Raw genomic sequence first — 16,885 nt, 5'->3', positions numbered from 1 at the left:
CGCCTGAGGACACCATGACCGACACCGCCCCGCTCCCCGTCGTCCCGCACTGGATCGACGGCGCCCGCTCGCCCTCGACCTCCGGCCGCACGGCGCCCGTCTACGACCCGGCCCGCGGCGTCGTCACGAAGGAGGTCGCGCTCGCGGACGCCGACGAGATCCAGCGCGCCATCGCGTCGGCGAACGCCGCGTTCCCCGCCTGGCGCGACCTGTCGCTCGCCAAGCGGCAGGCGATCCTCTTCCGCTTCCGCGAGCTGCTCGAGGCCGAGAAGGGGGAGCTCGCGGAGATCATCACCTCGGAGCACGGCAAGGTCGTGAGCGACGCGCTCGGCGAGATCACGCGCGGCCAGGAGGTGGTGGAGTTCGCGACCGGCCTCGCGCACCACCTCAAGGGCGAGTACTCGGAGCAGGTGTCCACGGGCGTCGACGTGTACTCGACCAAGCAGCCGCTCGGCGTCGTCGGGATCATCTCGCCGTTCAACTTCCCGGCGATGGTGCCGATGTGGTTCTTCCCGATCGCGATCGCGGCCGGCAACACCGTGGTGCTGAAGCCGAGCGAGAAGGACCCGAGCGCGGCCATCTGGATCGCCGAGCTGTGGAAGCGCGCCGGGCTCCCGGACGGCGTCTTCACCGTGCTGAACGGCGACAAGGAGGCGGTGGACGGGCTGCTCACGCACCCGGACGTGCGGGCGATCTCGTTCGTCGGATCCACGCCCATCGCGCAGTACGTCTACGAGACGGGCACCAAGCACGGCAAGCGCGTGCAGGCCCTCGGCGGCGCCAAGAACCACATGCTCGTGCTGCCGGACGCCGACCTCGACCTCGTCGCCGACTCGGCCGTCAACGCGGGCTTCGGCTCGGCGGGCGAGCGCTGCATGGCGATCTCCGTGGTCGTCGCGGTCGATCCCGTCGCGGACGCCCTCATCGAGCGGATCACCTCGCGCATGTCCGGCCTCCGCGTCGGCGACGGTCGCCGCGGCTGCGACATGGGGCCGCTCGTCACGGAGGCGCACCGCGACAAGGTCGCGTCCTACATCGCCATCGCCGAGGAGGACGGCGCGCGCGTCGTCGTCGACGGCCGCGGCATCGAGGTCGACGGCGAGCGGGACGGCTTCTGGCTCGGCCCGACGCTCATCGACCAGCTCCCCACGAGCTCGCGCGCGTACACGGAGGAGATCTTCGGGCCCGTGCTCGGCGTCGTCCGGGTGCGGACGTACGAGGAGGGCGTCGCGCTCATCAACGCCGGCGCGTTCGGCAACGGCACCGCGATCTTCACCAACGACGGCGGGGCCGCGCGCCGCTTCCAGAACGAGGTCCAGGTGGGCATGATCGGGATCAACGTCCCCATCCCCGTGCCCGTCGCCACGTTCTCGTTCGGCGGCTGGCGCTCCAGCCTCTTCGGCGACACCAAGGCGCACGGCGCCGAGGGCGTGCGGTTCTTCACGCAGCAGAAGGCGATCACCAGCCGCTGGCTCGACCCGTCGCACGGCGGCGTCGACCTGGGCTTCCCGCAGAACTGATCCACCCCCGCCCGGCCGGGCACCCGACGACGACGACGGAGACGCGCATGACGACGAACGAGTGGCTGCACCCCCGCGGCAGCATCGGCCGCGACGGCTGGGAGAGCGTGGTCGACGGATCCCTCCCCGGCTGGGAGCACACAGGCCTCCGGGTCGCGGTGCTCGGCGACGGCGACGCGCTCGAGCTGCCCGCCGCGGGCGTCGAGCGCATGGTGGTGCCGCTCGCGGGATCCTTCGCCGTGCGGCACCGCGAGGGCGACGGCGACGAGCGCGTGACCGACCTCGCGGGCCGCGCGTCGGTCTTCGCCGGCCCCACCGACGTGCTGTACCTGTCGTGCGTGTCGAGCGCGGTGCTCACCGGATCCGGCCGCGTGGCCGTCGCCGAGTCGCCCGCCACGCGGCACGTGCCGAGCCGCAGGATCGCCCGCGAGGAGGTCCCCGTCGAGCTGCGCGGCGCCGGCCGCTCGAGCCGCCAGGTGCACAACTTCGGGACGCCCGGCACGCCCGGATCCCTCGACGCCGAGCGCCTCATCGTCTGCGAGGTGCTGACGCCCGCCGAGAACTGGTCGAGCTACCCCGCGCACAAGCACGACGAGGAGAGGCCGGGGGAGGAGTCGCGGCTCGAGGAGATCTACTACTTCGAGACCGCCGTCGGCCGCGGTCTCGACGCGCCCGCGGGCGCGGATCCGTTCGGCCTGTTCCACACCTCGTCGTCGCCCGCGGGCGAGATCGCGATCGACGCCGTCGTGCGCACGGGCGACGTCGCGCTCGTGCCGTACGGCTACCACGGGCCCGCCGTCGCGGCGCCCGGCTACGACCTCTACTACCTCAACGTCATGGCGGGACCGGGCGCCGACCGCGCCTGGCTCATCAGCGACCACCCCGCGCACGGCTGGATCCGCGGCACGTGGGCCGGGCAGGCCATCGACCCGCGCCTGCCGTTCGCCCCCGACGCCGCGACCGATGACGCCGCCCCCGCATCCGCCCCCGACCAGGAAGCACCCGCCCGATGACCGAGCCCACCGTCCGCATGACCGTCAGCCAGGCGCTCGTCGCGTTCCTCGCCAACCAGTGGACGGTCGACGGCGACCACCGCGAGCGCACCATCCCCGGCGTCTTCGGGATCTTCGGCCACGGCAACGTGGCCGGCATCGGCCAGGCGCTCATGCAGGCGAACGCGCAGGATCCCGACCTCATGCCGTACCACCAGGCCCGCAACGAGCAGGCGATGGTGCACCAGTCCGTCGGCTTCGCGCGCATGCACCGGCGCCTCGCGACCTACGCGAGCGCCGCGTCGGTCGGGCCCGGCGCCGCGAACATGCTCACGGGCGCGGCCCTCGCGACGGCCAACCGGCTGCCGGCGCTGCTCCTGCCGAGCGACACGTTCGCGACCCGGGTGGCGGATCCGGTGCTGCAGCAGCTCGAGCACCCGCACGACACCGGCATCTCGGTGAACGACGCGTTCCGCCCGCTCTCGCGCTTCTTCGACCGCGTGCAGCGGCCCGAGCAGCTCTACTCGATCGCGCTCGCGGCCATGCGCGTGCTCACCGATCCGGCCGAGACGGGCGCCGTGACCATCGCGCTGCCCGAGGACGTGCAGGCGGAGGCGCTCGACGTGCCGCTCGCGTTCCTCGCGCCGCGCGAGTGGCACCTGCGCCGTCCGCTGCCGGAGCGCGGGCCGCTCGCCCGCGCGGTCCAGGCGATCCGCGACGCGCGCACGCCGCTCGTCGTCGCGGGCGGCGGCGTCATCTACTCCGCGGCGGAGGAGGCGCTGCTGCGCTTCGCCGCGGCCACCGGGATCCCGGTCGGCACCACGCAGGCCGGCGGCGGATCCCTGGCCTGGGACCACCCGCAGCACGTCGGCGGCATCGGCGCGACCGGATCCACCGCCGCGAACCGCCTGGCCGCCGAGGCCGACGTCGTGATCGGCATCGGCACGCGCTACTCCGACTTCACCACCGCGAGCCGCACGGCCTTCCAGCGCCCTGACGTGACCTTCGTGAACGTCAACGTCGCGGCCTTCGACGCGTACAAGCACGGCACGCAGCTGCCCGTGGTCGCCGACGCGCGCGAGACCCTGGAGGCGCTCATCGAGGCGCTCGCCGGCACGCGCGTCGACGCCGCCTACGCCGACCGCATCGCCCGCGAGAAGCGCGAGTGGGACGCCGCCGTCGACCGCGCCCTCGCCCCCATGGGCGGCGCGCTGCCCGGGCAGCCCGAGATCATCGGCGCCGTGCAGGCCGCGAGCGACCCGCGCGACGTCGTCGTGCAGGCGGCCGGATCCCTGCCGGGCGACCTCCACAAGCTCTGGCGCGTGCGCGACGCGCTCGGCTACCACGTCGAGTACGCCTTCTCGTGCATGGGCTACGAGATCCCCGGCGGGCTGGGCGTGAAGCGCGGCGCGGAGGCGTACGGCGACGACCGCGACGTGATCGTCATGGTCGGCGACGGCTCCTACCTCATGCTGCACACCGAGCTCGTGACGGCGGTGGCCGAGGGGATCAAGATCATCGTCGTGGTGATCCAGAACCACGGCTACGCGTCCATCGGCCACCTCTCCGAGACCGTCGGCACCGAGCGCTTCGGCACCCGCTACCGCCAGCTCGACCCGGCGACGCGGGCCTTCGAGGGCCGCGAGCCGCTGCCCGTGGACCTCGCGGCGAACGCGCGCAGCTACGGCGTGGACGTGATCGAGGTCGCCCCCGGCCCCGGCGCGACGACCGCGCTCGGCGAGGCGGTGCGGCGCGCGAAGGCCTCCGACCGCACCACCGTGATCCACGTCGAGTCCGACCCGCTCGTCTACGGCCCCGACGGCGAGGGCTGGTGGGACGTGCCCGTCCCCGGCGTCTCCGAGATGCCGTCGACGCAGGCGGCGCACGCGGAGTACGTGGAGCGCAAGAGGGCGCAGCGGCCGCTGCTCGGCTGACGCGGGATCGGCTCCGGAGCGACCCGGGCGTCAGGATGCTATTTCCTATAGGATCTTGACCCCGGGCATCCGGGACCCGACGACCGCGATGGAGCAGCATGCCGGACACACCCGCGACGACACCCGAGCCGGCGTTCCGCGCCGCGGACTGGCCCATCGCCACCTGCCTGCACTCCTTCGCCACCGTGGGCCGCGACGGCACCGCCCTCCACGACGCGGACGCCGCGGTCTGGGATCGCATGTTCGCCGACATCGCGCGCGAGGGCTTCACGCTCGCCGAGCTCGCCGACAGCCACGTCCGCCCCGCCGACCTCGAGCCCTCCCGGCGCGACGAGCTCGTCTCCGTCGCGCGGGCGCACGGCGTCGGCATCCCGTCGGTGCACCTGCAGCGGCAGAGCGTCATCATGCCGGGCCACGAGGAGAAGAACCTCGCCTACGCGCACCGCACCATCGACGCGATCGCCGAGATGGGCATGGAGGTCTTCTCGACCGGACTGCACCAGCCGTTCAGCGACGCGCAGCGGAAGGCCCTGTGGTTCTGGACCGCCGAGGGCCCGAAGGACCCCGACGACCCCGAGGTGTGGGACGCCGCCGTCACGCGCCTCCGCGAGCTCGGCCGGCACGCGGCGCAGCTGGGCCTCCGCATGGCGCTGGAGATGTACGAGGACACGTACCTCGGCACCGCCGACAGCGCGGTGCGGCTCGTGGAGGAGATCGGCCTCGACAACGTGGGGCTCAACCCCGACGTCGCGAACCTCATCCGCCTGCACCGCCCGGTCGAGAGCTGGCGCGAGCTGTACGCGAAGACGCTGCCGTACGCCAACTACTGGCACGTGAAGAACTACATGCGCGACGAGGCGGCCGACGGCAGCTGGGCGACCAGCGTGCCCACGACCATGAAGGCCGGCCTCATCGACTACCGGCAGGTGATCCGCGACGGGGTCGAGCTCGGCTTCGACGGGATCATCCTCACCGAGCAGTACGGCGGCGACAGCCTCGGCGTCTGCGCGGAGAACCGCGACTACATCCGCACGCTGCTGCCGCAGACGCGCGACGCACAGGGAGAGGCATCATGACCGCACGCAGCATCGCCATCGTCGGGTCCGGGTACATGGGCGGCGGGATCGCGCAGGTCCTCGCGCTCGCCGGGCACCGGGTGCTCATCGCCGACATCTCCGAGGAGATCGCCGTCGCGAACCACGCGCGCCTCATCGCGGAGGCCGAGCGGTTCGTCGCCGACGGGCTGTTCCCCGCCGACGCCGTGGAGCGGATCCGCGCGAACGTCGCCCCGGCCGCGTCCATCGAGGAGGCGGTCGCCGACGCCGACTTCATCGAGGAGGCCGTCCCCGAGAAGATCGAGATCAAGCACGCCACGCTGGCCCGCATCTGCGCCGCGGCCCGGCCGGACGCGGTCATCGGATCCAACACCTCCACCATCCTCATCGGCTCGCTCGCGGAGGCGGTCACCCACCCGGAGCGCTTCCTGGGCGTGCACTTCTCGAACCCGGCGCCCTTCATCCCGGGCGTCGAGCTGATCCCGCACGCGACGACCGACGAGAGCGCCGTCGCGATGGCCGAGGCCATCGTGGCGGAGACCGGCAAGGAGACCGCGCGCGTCACCGACTCGACGGGCTTCGTGCTCAACCGCCTGCAGTACGCGCTCTTCCACGAGGCGACGCAGATCGTCGAGGAGGGCATCGCGACCCCCGAGGACATCGACACGATCGTCCGCACGACCTTCGGCTTCCGCCTGCCGGTGTTCGGCCCGTTCGCGATCGCCGACATGGCCGGCCTCGACGTCTACGCGTTCTGCTACGCGTCGCTCCAGACCCGCTGGCCCGAGCGCTTCGCGACCCCGGCGTCGCTCCAGGAGCACGTCGACGCGGGCGAGTACGGCACGAAGACCGGATCCGGCTACCTCGACGTGCCCGCCGAGCGCACCGAGGCGCTCGTCGCGTACCGCAACAAGGCGTACGTGGCGATCAAGCAGCTGATGGACGAGCTGGGGCCGGCGCCGATCGGGTAGGCGCCGGACCCGCCGGGTCGCACGGAGGCGATGCCGTGCGGCCGCGCGTCATCCAGCGGCCTCAGTGGCTCCGCTGCGCGAGCAGCGCGAGGACGTCCGCGTGGCGCCCCTCGGCCTCGGCGTCGCGGAGGAACCGCACGCGCTGCACCAGCACCTCCTCCACCTCGGGCTGCCCCTCGAGGATCCGCATCACCTCGTCGAGGAACTCGTCCAACGGCATCGCCGACTCCTCGTCCTGCTGGCCCATGAGCGTCGTGCGCACGGCCGGCGGGACCAGCTCGATCACCTGGAGGGGCGTGGCGGCCCACTGCACGCGCAGGCTCTGCGTGAACGAGTGCACGGCGGCCTTCGTCGCCGAGTAGGTCGGCGTCGCGGGCAGCGGCACGGAGGCCAGGCCCGAGGACACGGTCATGAGCACGCCGTCGGGCTTCGCCGCGAGCCAGGGCCCGAAGGCCGCGGCCGTGCGGATGGTGCCGAGCAGGTTCGTCGTGATGGTCGACTCCGCGACCTCGAGGTGCGCCGGGTCGCGCAGGTCCTCGGGGAGCATGATGCCGGCCATCGTGACGACCGCGTCGAGGCCCGGGTGCTCGCGGGTGACCCGCTCGGCGGCCGCGGCGATCGACGCGGGATCCGTGACGTCGAGCTCGAGCGCGTGCATGCCGGGGTGCGCCTCGACGATCTCGTCGAGCAGCGCGCGTCGGCGGCCGGCGACGATGACGGTGTCGCCGCGGGCCCGCAGGCGCTCGGCGAGGCCGAGGCCGATGCCCGACGTCGCTCCCGTGATCAGGACGGTGCTGCCGGTGGTCTTCATGGTGCCTCCTCCGCGGGGCCGTGCGCCCCGTCGTCGTCCAGCCTGCGTCGCGCCCGACCGGCCGGGAAGGGAGCGCGCATCGGGGGAGCGGCGGTCCCTGGATGCGCGGCCCGGCGGGGGCGAGGATGGGGCCATGGACCGTCCCGGACTCGCCGACTTCCTCCGTGCGCGCCGGGAGGCGCTGCAGCCCTCCGACGTGGGCCTGCCCCCGGGCGCCCGTCGCCGCACCGCGGGTCTCCGCCGCGAGGAGATCGCGGCCGTGGTCGGCATGTCGGCCGACTACTGGGCGCGGCTCGAGCAGCGCCGGGGCCCGCAGCCCTCCGACCAGATGCTCACCGCCATCGCCCGCGGGCTCCGGCTCGGCCTCGACGAGCGCGACCACCTCTTCCGCCTGGCCGGCCAGGGGACGCCCCGGCGGGCCCGGCGGTCGCCGCACGTGAGCCCCGGCCTGATGCGCGTGCTCGACCGCCTCGACGACGCCCCCGCCCTCGTCATCACCGAGCTCGGCGAGACGCTCGTCCAGAACCGCCTCGCCTCCGCCCTGTTCGGCGACGACACCACCTGGAGCGGCCTCGACCGCAGCGGCGTGCACCGCTGGTTCGCCCATCCCGAGGAGCGCGGGCACTACCCCGAGCGCGACCACGAGCGGCAGGGGCGCCTCCAGGTCGCCCAGCTGCGGGTCGCCGCGTCCCAGGCCGACCCGGATCCGCTCGCCGCCGAGGTGCTCGCGAGCCTGCTCGCGACGAGCGCGGAGTTCCGTCGCTACTGGGAGCTCCAGGAGGTGGGGAGCAGGTTCGACGAGCGGAAGACCCTGGTGCATCCCGAGGTGGGCGAGATCGAGGTCCACTGCCAGGCGCTCTTCACGGAGGACCAGTCGCAGGTGCTGCTCGTCCTGACCCCGGTGCCGGGATCCGGGGCCGCGGAGGCGCTCGCGCTGCTCGGCGTCGTGGGGGAGCAGCGGTTCACCGGGTCGTGAGCGGTCCGCGCCGGACGCCCTACCCGCCGAGCACGCGCTGCGCGACGCCCATGGCGCCCATGCCCTTCGGCCAGCCGGCGTAGAAGGCGACGTGGGTGATCGCCTCGACCAGCTCCTCGCGGGTCAGGCCGTTCTCCACGCCGCGGCCGAGGTGGAACGCGAGCTGGTCGAGGTCCCCGCCCGCGGCGAGCACCGCCACGGTGACGAGGCTGCGGTCGCGCGGCGACAGCTCGGGGCGGTTCCAGACGTCGTCGAAGAGCACGTCGTCCGTCAGGGCGGCGAGCTTCGGGGCGAATCCGCCCAGCGTCCGCCGGCCGCCGCCCGCCTGCCTCGGCCGGGGATCCCGCTCGGGGCGCTCGGTCATGGGGTCTCCTCCGTCGTGGGTCATGGATCCAGCCCACACCCCGGCGCGGCCGGGTGGGAGGCACCGGCGATGCACGTACTCCCCGTGCCTGTCACCGGCGGCGGACCGGGCCTAGCGTGAGGCGCATGGACAACAGCGACGAGGTGCGCGCCTTCCTCACGTCCCGGCGCGCGCGGCTCCGTCCCACCGAGGTCGGCCTGCCCGACCTCGGCGGCCGGCGCCGCGTGCAGGGGCTCCGCCGCGAGGAGGTCGCCATGCTCACGGGCGTCTCGCCCGAGTACTACGCGCGGATGGAGCGCGGGCGGATCGCGGGGGTGTCCACGCAGGTCCTCGAGTCGCTCGCGGGGGTCCTCCGGCTCGACGCCGCCGAGCGCGCGCACCTCGCCGACCTGGCGCGCGGCGCGCAGGCGTCGGAGCGGTCGCGCCCGCGCCGCCGCCCGTCCCCCGGGGTCCGGCCGGGGGTCCACACCGCGCTCGCCGCCATCACGGGAGCCCCCGCGTTCGTCCGCAACGGCGCGATGGACATCCTCGCGGCCAACGCCCTGGGCCGCGCCTTCTACGCGCCCGTCTTCGACGGCGCCGGGGACGGCGTGCCGAACCTCGCGGAGTTCAACGTCTTCGATCCCGCCGCGCGCGCCTTCTACCCGGACTGGATGGCCGCGGTCGACGCGACCGTCGCCGTGCTGCGGCTGGAGGCCGGCCGCGACCCCTTCGACGAGCGCATCACCGCGGTCATCGGCGCGCTGTCGACGCGGAGCGCGGCCTTCCGCGACCGCTGGGCCAACGCGGACGTCCGCCGGCACGACGGCGTCCGGAAGGACGCGCACCACCCGGTCGTCGGCGACATCTCGCTGCAGCTCGTCGGCACCGAGCTGCTCGCCGACCCCGGCCTGTCGCTCATGATCTACGCGGCCGCGCCCGGCAGCCCCGCCGAGGACCAGCTGCGCCTCCTCGCGACCTGGGCCGCGACGGACGCCGGCGACCGCTCGGCCCCCGCCTCCCTGACCCGCCACGACCCGACCCCCGGAGGAGCCCCATGATCATCGAACCCGACCGCCCCGCCACCAGGAACCCGCCGGAGCGGTTCGCCGGCGAGGTCTGGCTGGAGCCGATCGTCGCCCCCCACGACGGCGACCAGCGCACCGTCGTCGGACGGGTGCGCTTCGCCCCCGGCGCCCGCACCGCCTGGCACTCGCACGCGCGCGGCCAGTACCTCCACGTCACCGCCGGGATCGGCCGCTTCGGCACGCGCGACGGCCGCATCCTCGAGGTCCACGCCGGGCAGACGCTCTACACGCCGCCGGGCGAGGAGCACTGGCACGCCGCCGCGCCGGGATCCGCCATGGAGCACCTCGCGATCCTGGAGGGCGCGGACGACCCGGCGGACACGACCTCCTGGGCCGAGCACATCACCGACGGCGAGTACGACGGCCGCTGAGGCCGACCCCACCACGAGAGGAGCCACCATGCACACGCGCACGCTCGGACAGGGACTCGAGGTGTCCGCCATCGGCCTCGGCTGCATGGGCATGTCCCAGAGCTACGGCCCGAACCCCGGCACCCGCGACGACATGACCGCCGTGATCCGCTCCGCCGTCGACCTCGGCGTCACGTTCTTCGACACCGCGGAGGTGTACGGGCCGCACGTGAACGAGGAGCTCGTGGGCGAGGCCATCGAGCCGGTCCGCGACCGCGTCGTCGTCGCCACCAAGTTCGGCTGGGACATCCGCGACGGCGCGAGCGTCGGTCTCGACAGCCGCCCCGAGCGGATCCGGGCCGTCGCCGAGGCGTCCCTCCGCCGCCTCCGCACCGACGCGATCGACCTCCTCTACCAGCACCGCGTCGACCCGAAGGTCCCGATCGAGGACGTCGCGGGCACGGTCGGGGAGCTCATCGCGGAGGGCAAGGTGCGGCACCTCGGGCTGTCCGAGGCCTCCGCCGAGACGATCCGGCGCGCCCACGCCGTGCATCCCGTGACCGCCGTCCAGAGCGAGTACTCGCTGTGGACCCGCGACCCCGAGGCCGACGTCCTGCCGACCCTGGCGGAGCTCGGCATCGGCTTGGTGCCCTTCAGCCCGCTCGGCAAGGGCTTCCTCACGGGCGGGGTCGACGCGTCGACGACCTTCGCGGAGGGCGACGTCCGCGGCACCATCCCGCGCTTCACGGCGGAGAACCGCGCCGCCAACCAGGCGCTCGTCGACCACGTCTCCGCCCTCGCGGCGGCGAAGGGCGCCACGTCCGGACAGGTCGCGCTCGCCTGGCTGCTCGCCCGGCAGCCGTGGATCGTGCCCATCCCCGGCACGCGACGCACCTCGCGCATCGAGGAGAACGCGGGCGCCACGGCGGTCGGCCTCTCCGCCGACGAGGTCGCCGACCTGTCGTCCCTCGCGGAGCGGGTGGGCGTGCGGGGGGACCGCTACAACCAGATCCACATGGGGTACGTCGACCGCTGAGGCGGGCCGGCCGTCGCGCCGGAGCGCGAGGGGACAGGACCCGGCACGCGCGGGGGTGGGGGATGTCGCGTGCCGCGTCCCTCTCCCTGCTCCGCCTCGGGTCCGGAGGAGGGAGGTCGGGTGACGCCCGAGGACGCCGGGTCAGACGGCCGGAGGAAGCGTGGCGCGGTCGTGGGACAGCGCGGGCGCGCGGGCCCGCGGCGTGAGGTGCTCAGGGGATCGCCTTCCGGGCGGCGGGCCACCCGCGACGGACGCGGTCCGTCGAGGTGGTGCGCGATGGACCCCCGAGGCCGAGTCGGACCCGGGGCAGGACGGGCTCGATGCGGGATCGGGCTCCGGTGTGCGCTGCGGGGACTGGGCTGGTACGCGATGCCTTCGTGCACTCGCGATGTATTGCGGGGGCCTGGGTGCGCGCCAGCCCCAATCCGCTAGCCAAGATCCCCCGGCCCCATCTCGGCGGCTCATCGCGCCGGCTCCCCGTCGCCCGGCCGCGGACGCGCCCTAGGCGGGGGATCCGGCCGCGTCATCGCGCGACCGCTCGCGCACGCGCTCGATGTGCGCGCGCATGGCGGCGGCGGCCGCCTCAGGTCCCTCGGCGACGGCGTCGATGATCGCCCGGTGCTCGTGCACGGCGTCGTCGGCGTCGTGCACGCCCGTGCGCATCGTCTGGCGCATGCGGTGCACGCGGGTGGAGATCGCCTCGGACATGTCGAGGAGGAACGGGTTGCCGGTGGCCGCGAAGATGCGGTGGTGGAAGTCCCAGTCCACGACGAAGTACTCGCGGATGAGGCCCACGGGCATCTCGGCGCCGTCGGCGGACGCGCGGATCCGGCGGGTCGTCTCCTCGTGCGCCGCGAGGGCGTCCTCGAGCGCGGGCACGAGGCGCGCGGGATCCGCCGCGGCCAGGGCCGTCGCGCCGCCCTCGAGCACGATCCGCGCGTCGAACAGCGCCTCGAGCTGCTCGCCGGCGATGGGCGGGGCCACCCGGTAGCCCTTGTGCGCCTCGCGCGCGACGAGTCCGGTGCGCTCCAGCTGCACGAGCGCCTCGCGGACGGGCGTGGGCGATACGTGCAGGTCGCGCGCGATCTGGTCGATGGCGAGGCGCGAGCCCGGCTCCATCGCGGATCCCATGAGCATGTCGAGCACGAGGTCGTAGACGCGGTCGCGCAGGCCCTGCCGCGCGGGCATCGAGGTCGCGTCGAACGGGAGGCCGGTGGTCACCAGGACAGTCTGCCGTCAGCGGGAGGCGTCGGGCGCCGGCGGGGCCGCGGCGCGCGCGTGCACCTCGTCGAGGATCGCGGCGACCGCCCGCGGATCGTGCGCGAAGCGGCCGAGGAACAGGCCGTCGACGTCGTCCCCGATGCGGGTGAGGAGGCCCGGCCCCGCGCTGCCGCCGTAGACGACGGCGGACCCCGGGTGCGCGTCGAGCGCCCCGACGTGCGCGCGCAGCTCCCGGCAGACGCCGCGGATGTGCGCGTCCGAGGCGGGCTCGGCTGCGCCGATCGCCCACCGCGGCTCGTACGCGACCACGATCCGCCCGCCGTGCCCGCGCTCGGACGCGAGGGCGAGCGCGTCGTCGAGCTGCCGGACGCACTCCCGGGCGGCGTCGGCGGGATCCCCCTCCGCCTCCTCGCCGAGGCAGATCATCGGCACGAGCCCGGCCCGCAGGGCCGCGTCCGCCTTCCGCCGCACGACCGCGTCCGTCTCGCCGAAGAGGCGCCGCCGCTCGGCGTGCCCGACCTCGACGAACGCGCCGCCCAGCTCCCGGATCTGCCCGCCCGACACCTCGCCCGTGAAGGCGCCCGCGTGCTCGGTCGCGAGGTCCTGCGCGCCGACGGCGGCGACCCCGTCGAGGATCCCGACGGCGGCCGGCACCGACAGGTACGACGGCAGCACCACGATCTCGGCCTCGCCGCCCGCGGTCGCCGGGTGGGCGCGCGCGATGCCCGCGACCGCCCGGCACCACGCGACCGTGTCGGCGTGCCCGAGGTACATCTTCAGGCTCACGCCGACGAACGTCGGCCGCGCGGTCGGCTGCGGGGGCACGGCCCTACTTCGCCTCGTACGCGCGGATCTCGTCGACCTTGTCGTTCGACGCGCTCGACGTGTCGAACTCGTACGTCAGCCACTCGCGCACGTTCCGCCGCGCGAGCTCCAGGCCCACCACGCGCTGCCCCATGCAGAGCACCTGCGCGTCGTTGGAGAGCACGCTGCGCTCCACCGAGAAGCCGTCGTGCGCGGTGACGGCGCGGACGCCGGCCACCTTGTTCGCCGCGATCGCCATGCCGAGTCCCGTGCCGCAGATCAGCACGGCCCGGTCGGCCTCGCCGCGCGCGACCATCTCGGCCGCGGTGGTCGCGACGGTCGGGTAGTTCGTGTGGCCGTCAGCGTCGACGCCCACGTCCACCACCGAGGCGACCAGGCCGCTCGCCTCGAGGTCGGCCTTGATCGCCTCCTTGTGCTCGTATCCCGCGTCGTCCGCGCCGACGACGATGCGCCAGGTCCTGGTCATCCGGTCCTCCTCATGGTGGTGCTGATCGTGCTGATGGGGTCGCCGGACCTCACCGGTCGGCGATGGCGCGGCCGACGGCCGCGGTGATGAGCGCGAGCGATATCGCGCCCGGGTCGGCGGTGCCCACGGAGCGCTCGCCGTGGGAGCGGGCGCGTCCGATGCCGGGCGTCATGGCGGCGGTCGCGTCGGCGGCCTCGTGGGCGGCGTCGCTCGCGACGGCCCAGGCCTCGGCGAGCGGCGCGCCGGATCCGACCCGCTCGGCGAGGACGTCGGCGAACGGCACGAGCGCGTCGACCATGGTCTTGTCGCCGAGCGCGGCCTTGCCGTGGCCAATGACCGCGTCGCGCGCGGCGCCCACGCCCCGGGCCACCCGGTCGGCGGTCACCGGATCCGCGCCCTCGTCGTCGAGCGCGTCGCCGACCGCCTGCAGGATGAGCCCCCACAGCGCGCCCGACGTGCCGCCGCCCTTGTCCGACCACGCGTCGCCCGCGAGCCGGAGCGCGGTGCGCGCGCCGGCGCCCTGCTCCACCGCGGCGGTCGCCCGCTCGGAGGCGGCGCGGGATCCCCGCAGCATGCCGATGCCGTGGTCGCCGTCGCCCGCGACCGCGTCGAGGCGGCCGAGCTCGTCGGCGTGCTCCGCGACGACCGCGTGCACGGCGTCGAGCGCGGCGGCGATGCGCCCGGCGGCCTCCCGCGACGCGTCGCTCGCGTCCGGGATCGCGGCGTCGACCTCGTCGTCCTCGCGCGCGTCGACCGGCTGGAGCGCGGATCCGTCGAACGCGCCGCTGCGGAAGGCGGGGGTGTCGGCCGGCGCGGTCCACAGCCGCTCCAGCTCCTCGTCGAGCCAGAGCAGCGTGAGCGACGCGCCCGCCATGTCGAAGCTGGTGCAGAACTCGCCGACCTGCGGATCCACGAGCGTGATCCCGGCCTCCTCGAGCAGGTCCGCGACGCGCGTGAACACGACGAACAGCTCCTCGCTCTTCACGGAACCGAGGCCGTTGAGCACGGGCACGACGCGGGCGCCGCGCACCGTCACGCCGTCCGGGATCTCGGCGTCGGCGAGCAGCTGCCGCACGAAGAGCTCGGCCAGGCCGTCGGCGGACGGGATGTCGGTCTCGTCGATGCCGGGCTCGCCGTGGATCCCGAGCCCGATCGCCATGCGCCCCTCCGGCACCGAGAACAGCGGCTCGTCGGCGCCCGGCAGCGTGCAGCCCGTGAAGGCGACGCCCATCGAGCGCGTGCGCGCGTTCGCGAGCCGGGCGACGCGCTCGGTGCCGTCGAGGTCGTAGCCCGCGGCGGACGCGCCGCCCGCGACCTTGAATACGGTGAGGTCGCCCGCGATGCCGCGGCGCTTGGCCTGCTCGTCGGGCGAGGCGCTGAAGATGTCGTCCGTCACGACGACCGTGCGGCAGTCGATCCCGTCGCCGCGCACGCGCTCCTGCGCGTCGTCGAAGTGCAGCACGTCGCCCGCGTAGTTGCCGTAGAGGAGGAGCGCGCCGCGCCCTTGCTCGCTGGAGCGGATCACCGACTCCACCTGGTGCGCGGAGGGCGACGCGAAGAGGTTGCCCATCGCGGCGCCGTGCGCGAGGCCGGGGCCGACGAGCCCGCCGAACGCGGGGTAGTGGCCCGAGCCGCCGCCGATGACGACCGCCACCTCGGGCTCGGCCGCGCGGGTGGAGCGGGAGACGCCGCCGTGCACGCGCCGGACCCACCGGGCGTTGGCGCGGACGAAGCCCGCCGTCATGTCGTCGGCGAAGTCAGCGGGGTCGTTCCAGAGCCGGGTCATCCGTGGTGTCCTCCTCATCGAGCACGTGAGGAGATCCTATAGGATATTGGATCCCGTGGGGCGGGTCGTGGGACGCGGCTCAGCCGCGCGCCGCCCACTCCTCGGCGAGCAGCGCGTAGCCGACCCCGTCGATCCAGCCGAGGTCGCGGTGCAGCGAGTCGGCGACCGCGTACGACTCCCGCCGCATGCCGACGCGCTCGGCCAGCCGGAGCGACGGCGCGTTGTCGGCGAAGGCGCTCGCGACGACCCGGCGGACGCCGAGCCCCTCGAACGCGATCCGCAGCGCCGCCCGGACCGCCTCGGTCGCGAGGCCGCGCCCGCCGACGGCCGGATCGAGGGTCCAGCCGAGCTCCGCCTGCGTGCCGACCGCGAGGTGCGCGACCTCGCGCTGCGCCCACGCGTCCTCGACCCGCACCATGACGTCGCCGACCACGCGGCCGTCGAGCTCGAGCACGAGCTGGTCGCGGAGCATGGCGGCGCTCCCCGCGATCCACGCGGCCTCGTCGACGGGCCGGGACGTGACCCAGCGGGTGACGTCGTCGAGCCGCCGGTACGCCCACATCGCGGGCGCGTCGGCCGTGGTCATGCGGCGGAGGAGCAGCCGCTCGGTGCGGACGGGCCACGCGACGCGGTCGAGCGGCGCGGCGGCGGTCGGGTCGTCGTCGGGGGTCATCCGCCCATCGTGGCAGCGCCCGCGCGCGACGCGGTCCGGGCGACCCGCCGCGCTACCGGTCGACGAGCGTGATCTCGAACGAGTACAGGTCCGGGCGGTAGCAGTGCTGGCCGTGCTCCACGGCGCGGCCCGAGCTGTCGAACGCCGTGCGCGACATCGTGAGCACGGCCCCGCCGCGCGGCAAGTCGAGCAGGCGCGCCTCGGACGCGGTGGCCGCGCGGGCGCCGATGCGCTGCTTGGCGACCCGCATGATCACGCCGCGGCCGCGCAGCAGCTGGTACAGGCCGTGGGTGGCGAGCTCCTCGGGATCCAGGTCGACGAACGGCTCGGGGAGCACGTTGTCGAGGATCGCGAGCGGCACCCCGTCGGCCGTCCGGAGCCGGGTGAGGTGCAGCACGGGGCTGCCGACCGCGACGCCGAGCGACTCCGCGACCCTCTCGTCGGCCTCGCCGCGCGACGACGACAGCATCTCCGTGCGCGGCGTCTGGCCCTGCCGCTCGAGGTCCTCGTAGAGGCTCGTGAGCTCGACGTTGCGGGTGACCCGGCCGTGCACGACCTGCGTGCCGATGCCGCGGCGGCGCACGAGCAGGCCCTTGTCGACGAGGTCCTGGATCGCCCGGCGGATCGTGGGCCGGGAGAGCCCGAGGCGGGCGCCGAGCGCGATCTCGTTCTCGAGCCGCGCGCCGGCCGGCAGCGTGCCGTCGTGGATCGCCGTCTCGAGCAGGTTGGCCACCTGGTAGTAGAGGGGGACCGGACCCGAGCGGTCGAGCGCGAGGAACAGGTCGGGGGGCAGGATCTGCTCCGGTTGCGTCACGTGGATCGCTCCCTCGTAGGTCAG

At 74.5% G+C, this 16,885-nt stretch carries 17 protein-coding genes; 9 read left to right on the top strand and 8 right to left on the bottom strand.

Annotation, left to right across the window (positions count from 1 at the left end; translation table 11 throughout):
* The first annotated feature begins 14 nt into the window (after positions 1–14).
* From FGI33_RS09530 to FGI33_RS09510, 5 genes are all read left to right on the top strand, one after another.
* Positions 15–1,520, top strand: a complete 1,506-nt coding sequence (locus tag FGI33_RS09530; RefSeq protein ID WP_119435069.1) for a CoA-acylating methylmalonate-semialdehyde dehydrogenase — start codon at positions 15–17, stop codon at positions 1,518–1,520.
* Between the two features lie 47 nt (positions 1,521–1,567).
* A complete protein-coding gene (iolB, locus tag FGI33_RS09525; protein WP_119435068.1) occupies positions 1,568–2,533 on the top strand; it encodes a 5-deoxy-glucuronate isomerase in 966 nt (321 codons plus the stop codon).
* A complete protein-coding gene (gene iolD / locus FGI33_RS09520) occupies positions 2,530–4,446 on the top strand; it encodes a 3D-(3,5/4)-trihydroxycyclohexane-1,2-dione acylhydrolase (decyclizing) (RefSeq protein WP_237581754.1) in 1,917 nt (638 codons plus the stop codon). The genes iolB and iolD overlap by 4 nt, the downstream gene beginning before the upstream one ends.
* Before the next feature lie 98 nt (positions 4,447–4,544).
* Positions 4,545–5,522 carry a sugar phosphate isomerase/epimerase family protein gene (locus FGI33_RS09515; RefSeq protein ID WP_119434692.1) on the top strand — a complete coding sequence of 326 codons (978 nt, stop codon included), beginning with the start codon at positions 4,545–4,547 and terminating at the stop codon, positions 5,520–5,522.
* Positions 5,519–6,472 carry a 3-hydroxyacyl-CoA dehydrogenase family protein gene (locus FGI33_RS09510; RefSeq protein WP_119434693.1) on the top strand — a complete coding sequence of 318 codons (954 nt, stop codon included), beginning with the start codon at positions 5,519–5,521 and terminating at the stop codon, positions 6,470–6,472. The genes FGI33_RS09515 and FGI33_RS09510 overlap by 4 nt, the downstream gene beginning before the upstream one ends.
* A gap of 61 nt (positions 6,473–6,533) precedes the next feature.
* On the opposite strand, the gene FGI33_RS09505 is transcribed toward FGI33_RS09510, so the two are convergent.
* The gene (locus tag FGI33_RS09505; protein WP_119434694.1) at positions 6,534–7,283 is read right to left on the bottom strand and encodes an SDR family oxidoreductase; all 750 of its coding nucleotides are present in this window, start codon (positions 7,281–7,283) and stop codon (positions 6,534–6,536) included.
* Positions 7,284–7,416: 133 nt separating this feature from the next.
* On the opposite strand from FGI33_RS09505, the gene FGI33_RS09500 reads away from it, so the two are divergent.
* Positions 7,417–8,259 (top strand): helix-turn-helix transcriptional regulator, encoded by an 843-nt coding sequence (locus FGI33_RS09500; protein WP_119434695.1) that lies wholly within the window; start codon positions 7,417–7,419, stop codon positions 8,257–8,259.
* 19 nt (positions 8,260–8,278) lie between these two features.
* On the opposite strand, the gene FGI33_RS09495 is transcribed toward FGI33_RS09500, so the two are convergent.
* Positions 8,279–8,623 (bottom strand): carboxymuconolactone decarboxylase family protein, encoded by a 345-nt coding sequence (locus tag FGI33_RS09495; RefSeq protein WP_119434696.1) that lies wholly within the window; start codon positions 8,621–8,623, stop codon positions 8,279–8,281.
* A 125-nt stretch (positions 8,624–8,748) separates the two neighbouring features.
* On the opposite strand from FGI33_RS09495, the gene FGI33_RS09490 reads away from it, so the two are divergent.
* From FGI33_RS09490 to FGI33_RS09480, 3 genes are read left to right on the top strand one after another with little or no spacing between them, the layout of a single operon-like run.
* Positions 8,749–9,663 (top strand): helix-turn-helix domain-containing protein, encoded by a 915-nt coding sequence (locus FGI33_RS09490; protein WP_237581753.1) that lies wholly within the window; start codon positions 8,749–8,751, stop codon positions 9,661–9,663.
* A complete protein-coding gene (locus FGI33_RS09485; protein WP_119434964.1) occupies positions 9,660–10,061 on the top strand; it encodes a (R)-mandelonitrile lyase in 402 nt (133 codons plus the stop codon). Before FGI33_RS09490 ends, FGI33_RS09485 begins: the two co-directional genes overlap by 4 nt.
* 28 nt (positions 10,062–10,089) lie before the next feature.
* Positions 10,090–11,076 (top strand): aldo/keto reductase, encoded by a 987-nt coding sequence (locus FGI33_RS09480; RefSeq protein ID WP_119434963.1) that lies wholly within the window; start codon positions 10,090–10,092, stop codon positions 11,074–11,076.
* Positions 11,077–11,577: 501 nt separating this feature from the next.
* Here the strand turns inward: FGI33_RS09480 and FGI33_RS09475 are convergent.
* From FGI33_RS09475 to FGI33_RS09450, 6 genes are all read right to left on the bottom strand, one after another.
* Positions 11,578–12,297: a GntR family transcriptional regulator gene (locus FGI33_RS09475; protein ID WP_237581751.1), complete on the bottom strand. Its 720-nt coding sequence runs from the start codon at positions 12,295–12,297 to the stop codon at positions 11,578–11,580.
* A gap of 15 nt (positions 12,298–12,312) precedes the next feature.
* On the bottom strand, positions 12,313–13,071 hold the full coding sequence (locus FGI33_RS09470; RefSeq protein ID WP_220453075.1) for a triose-phosphate isomerase family protein: 759 nt from the start codon (positions 13,069–13,071) through the stop codon (positions 12,313–12,315).
* A gap of 55 nt (positions 13,072–13,126) precedes the next feature.
* Complete coding sequence (locus FGI33_RS09465; protein WP_116052935.1) at positions 13,127–13,588, bottom strand: ribose-5-phosphate isomerase; 462 nt, start codon at positions 13,586–13,588, stop codon at positions 13,127–13,129.
* A gap of 49 nt (positions 13,589–13,637) precedes the next feature.
* A complete protein-coding gene (locus FGI33_RS09460) occupies positions 13,638–15,374 on the bottom strand; it encodes a dihydroxyacetone kinase family protein (protein ID WP_237581749.1) in 1,737 nt (578 codons plus the stop codon).
* A 79-nt stretch (positions 15,375–15,453) separates the two neighbouring features.
* Positions 15,454–16,047 carry a GNAT family N-acetyltransferase gene (locus FGI33_RS09455; RefSeq protein WP_119434658.1) on the bottom strand — a complete coding sequence of 198 codons (594 nt, stop codon included), beginning with the start codon at positions 16,045–16,047 and terminating at the stop codon, positions 15,454–15,456.
* A 52-nt stretch (positions 16,048–16,099) separates the two neighbouring features.
* Positions 16,100–16,861, bottom strand: a complete 762-nt coding sequence (locus FGI33_RS09450) for a GntR family transcriptional regulator (protein ID WP_119434657.1) — start codon at positions 16,859–16,861, stop codon at positions 16,100–16,102.
* Positions 16,862–16,885: the final 24 nt, after the last annotated feature.

It is taken from the genome of Clavibacter phaseoli (assembly GCF_021922925.1).
Taxonomy (GTDB): Bacteria; Actinomycetota; Actinomycetes; order Actinomycetales; family Microbacteriaceae; genus Clavibacter; species Clavibacter phaseoli.
The sequence above is the reverse complement of the archived record's forward strand: the minus strand, read 5'-3'. Positions and strand labels throughout refer to the sequence as shown.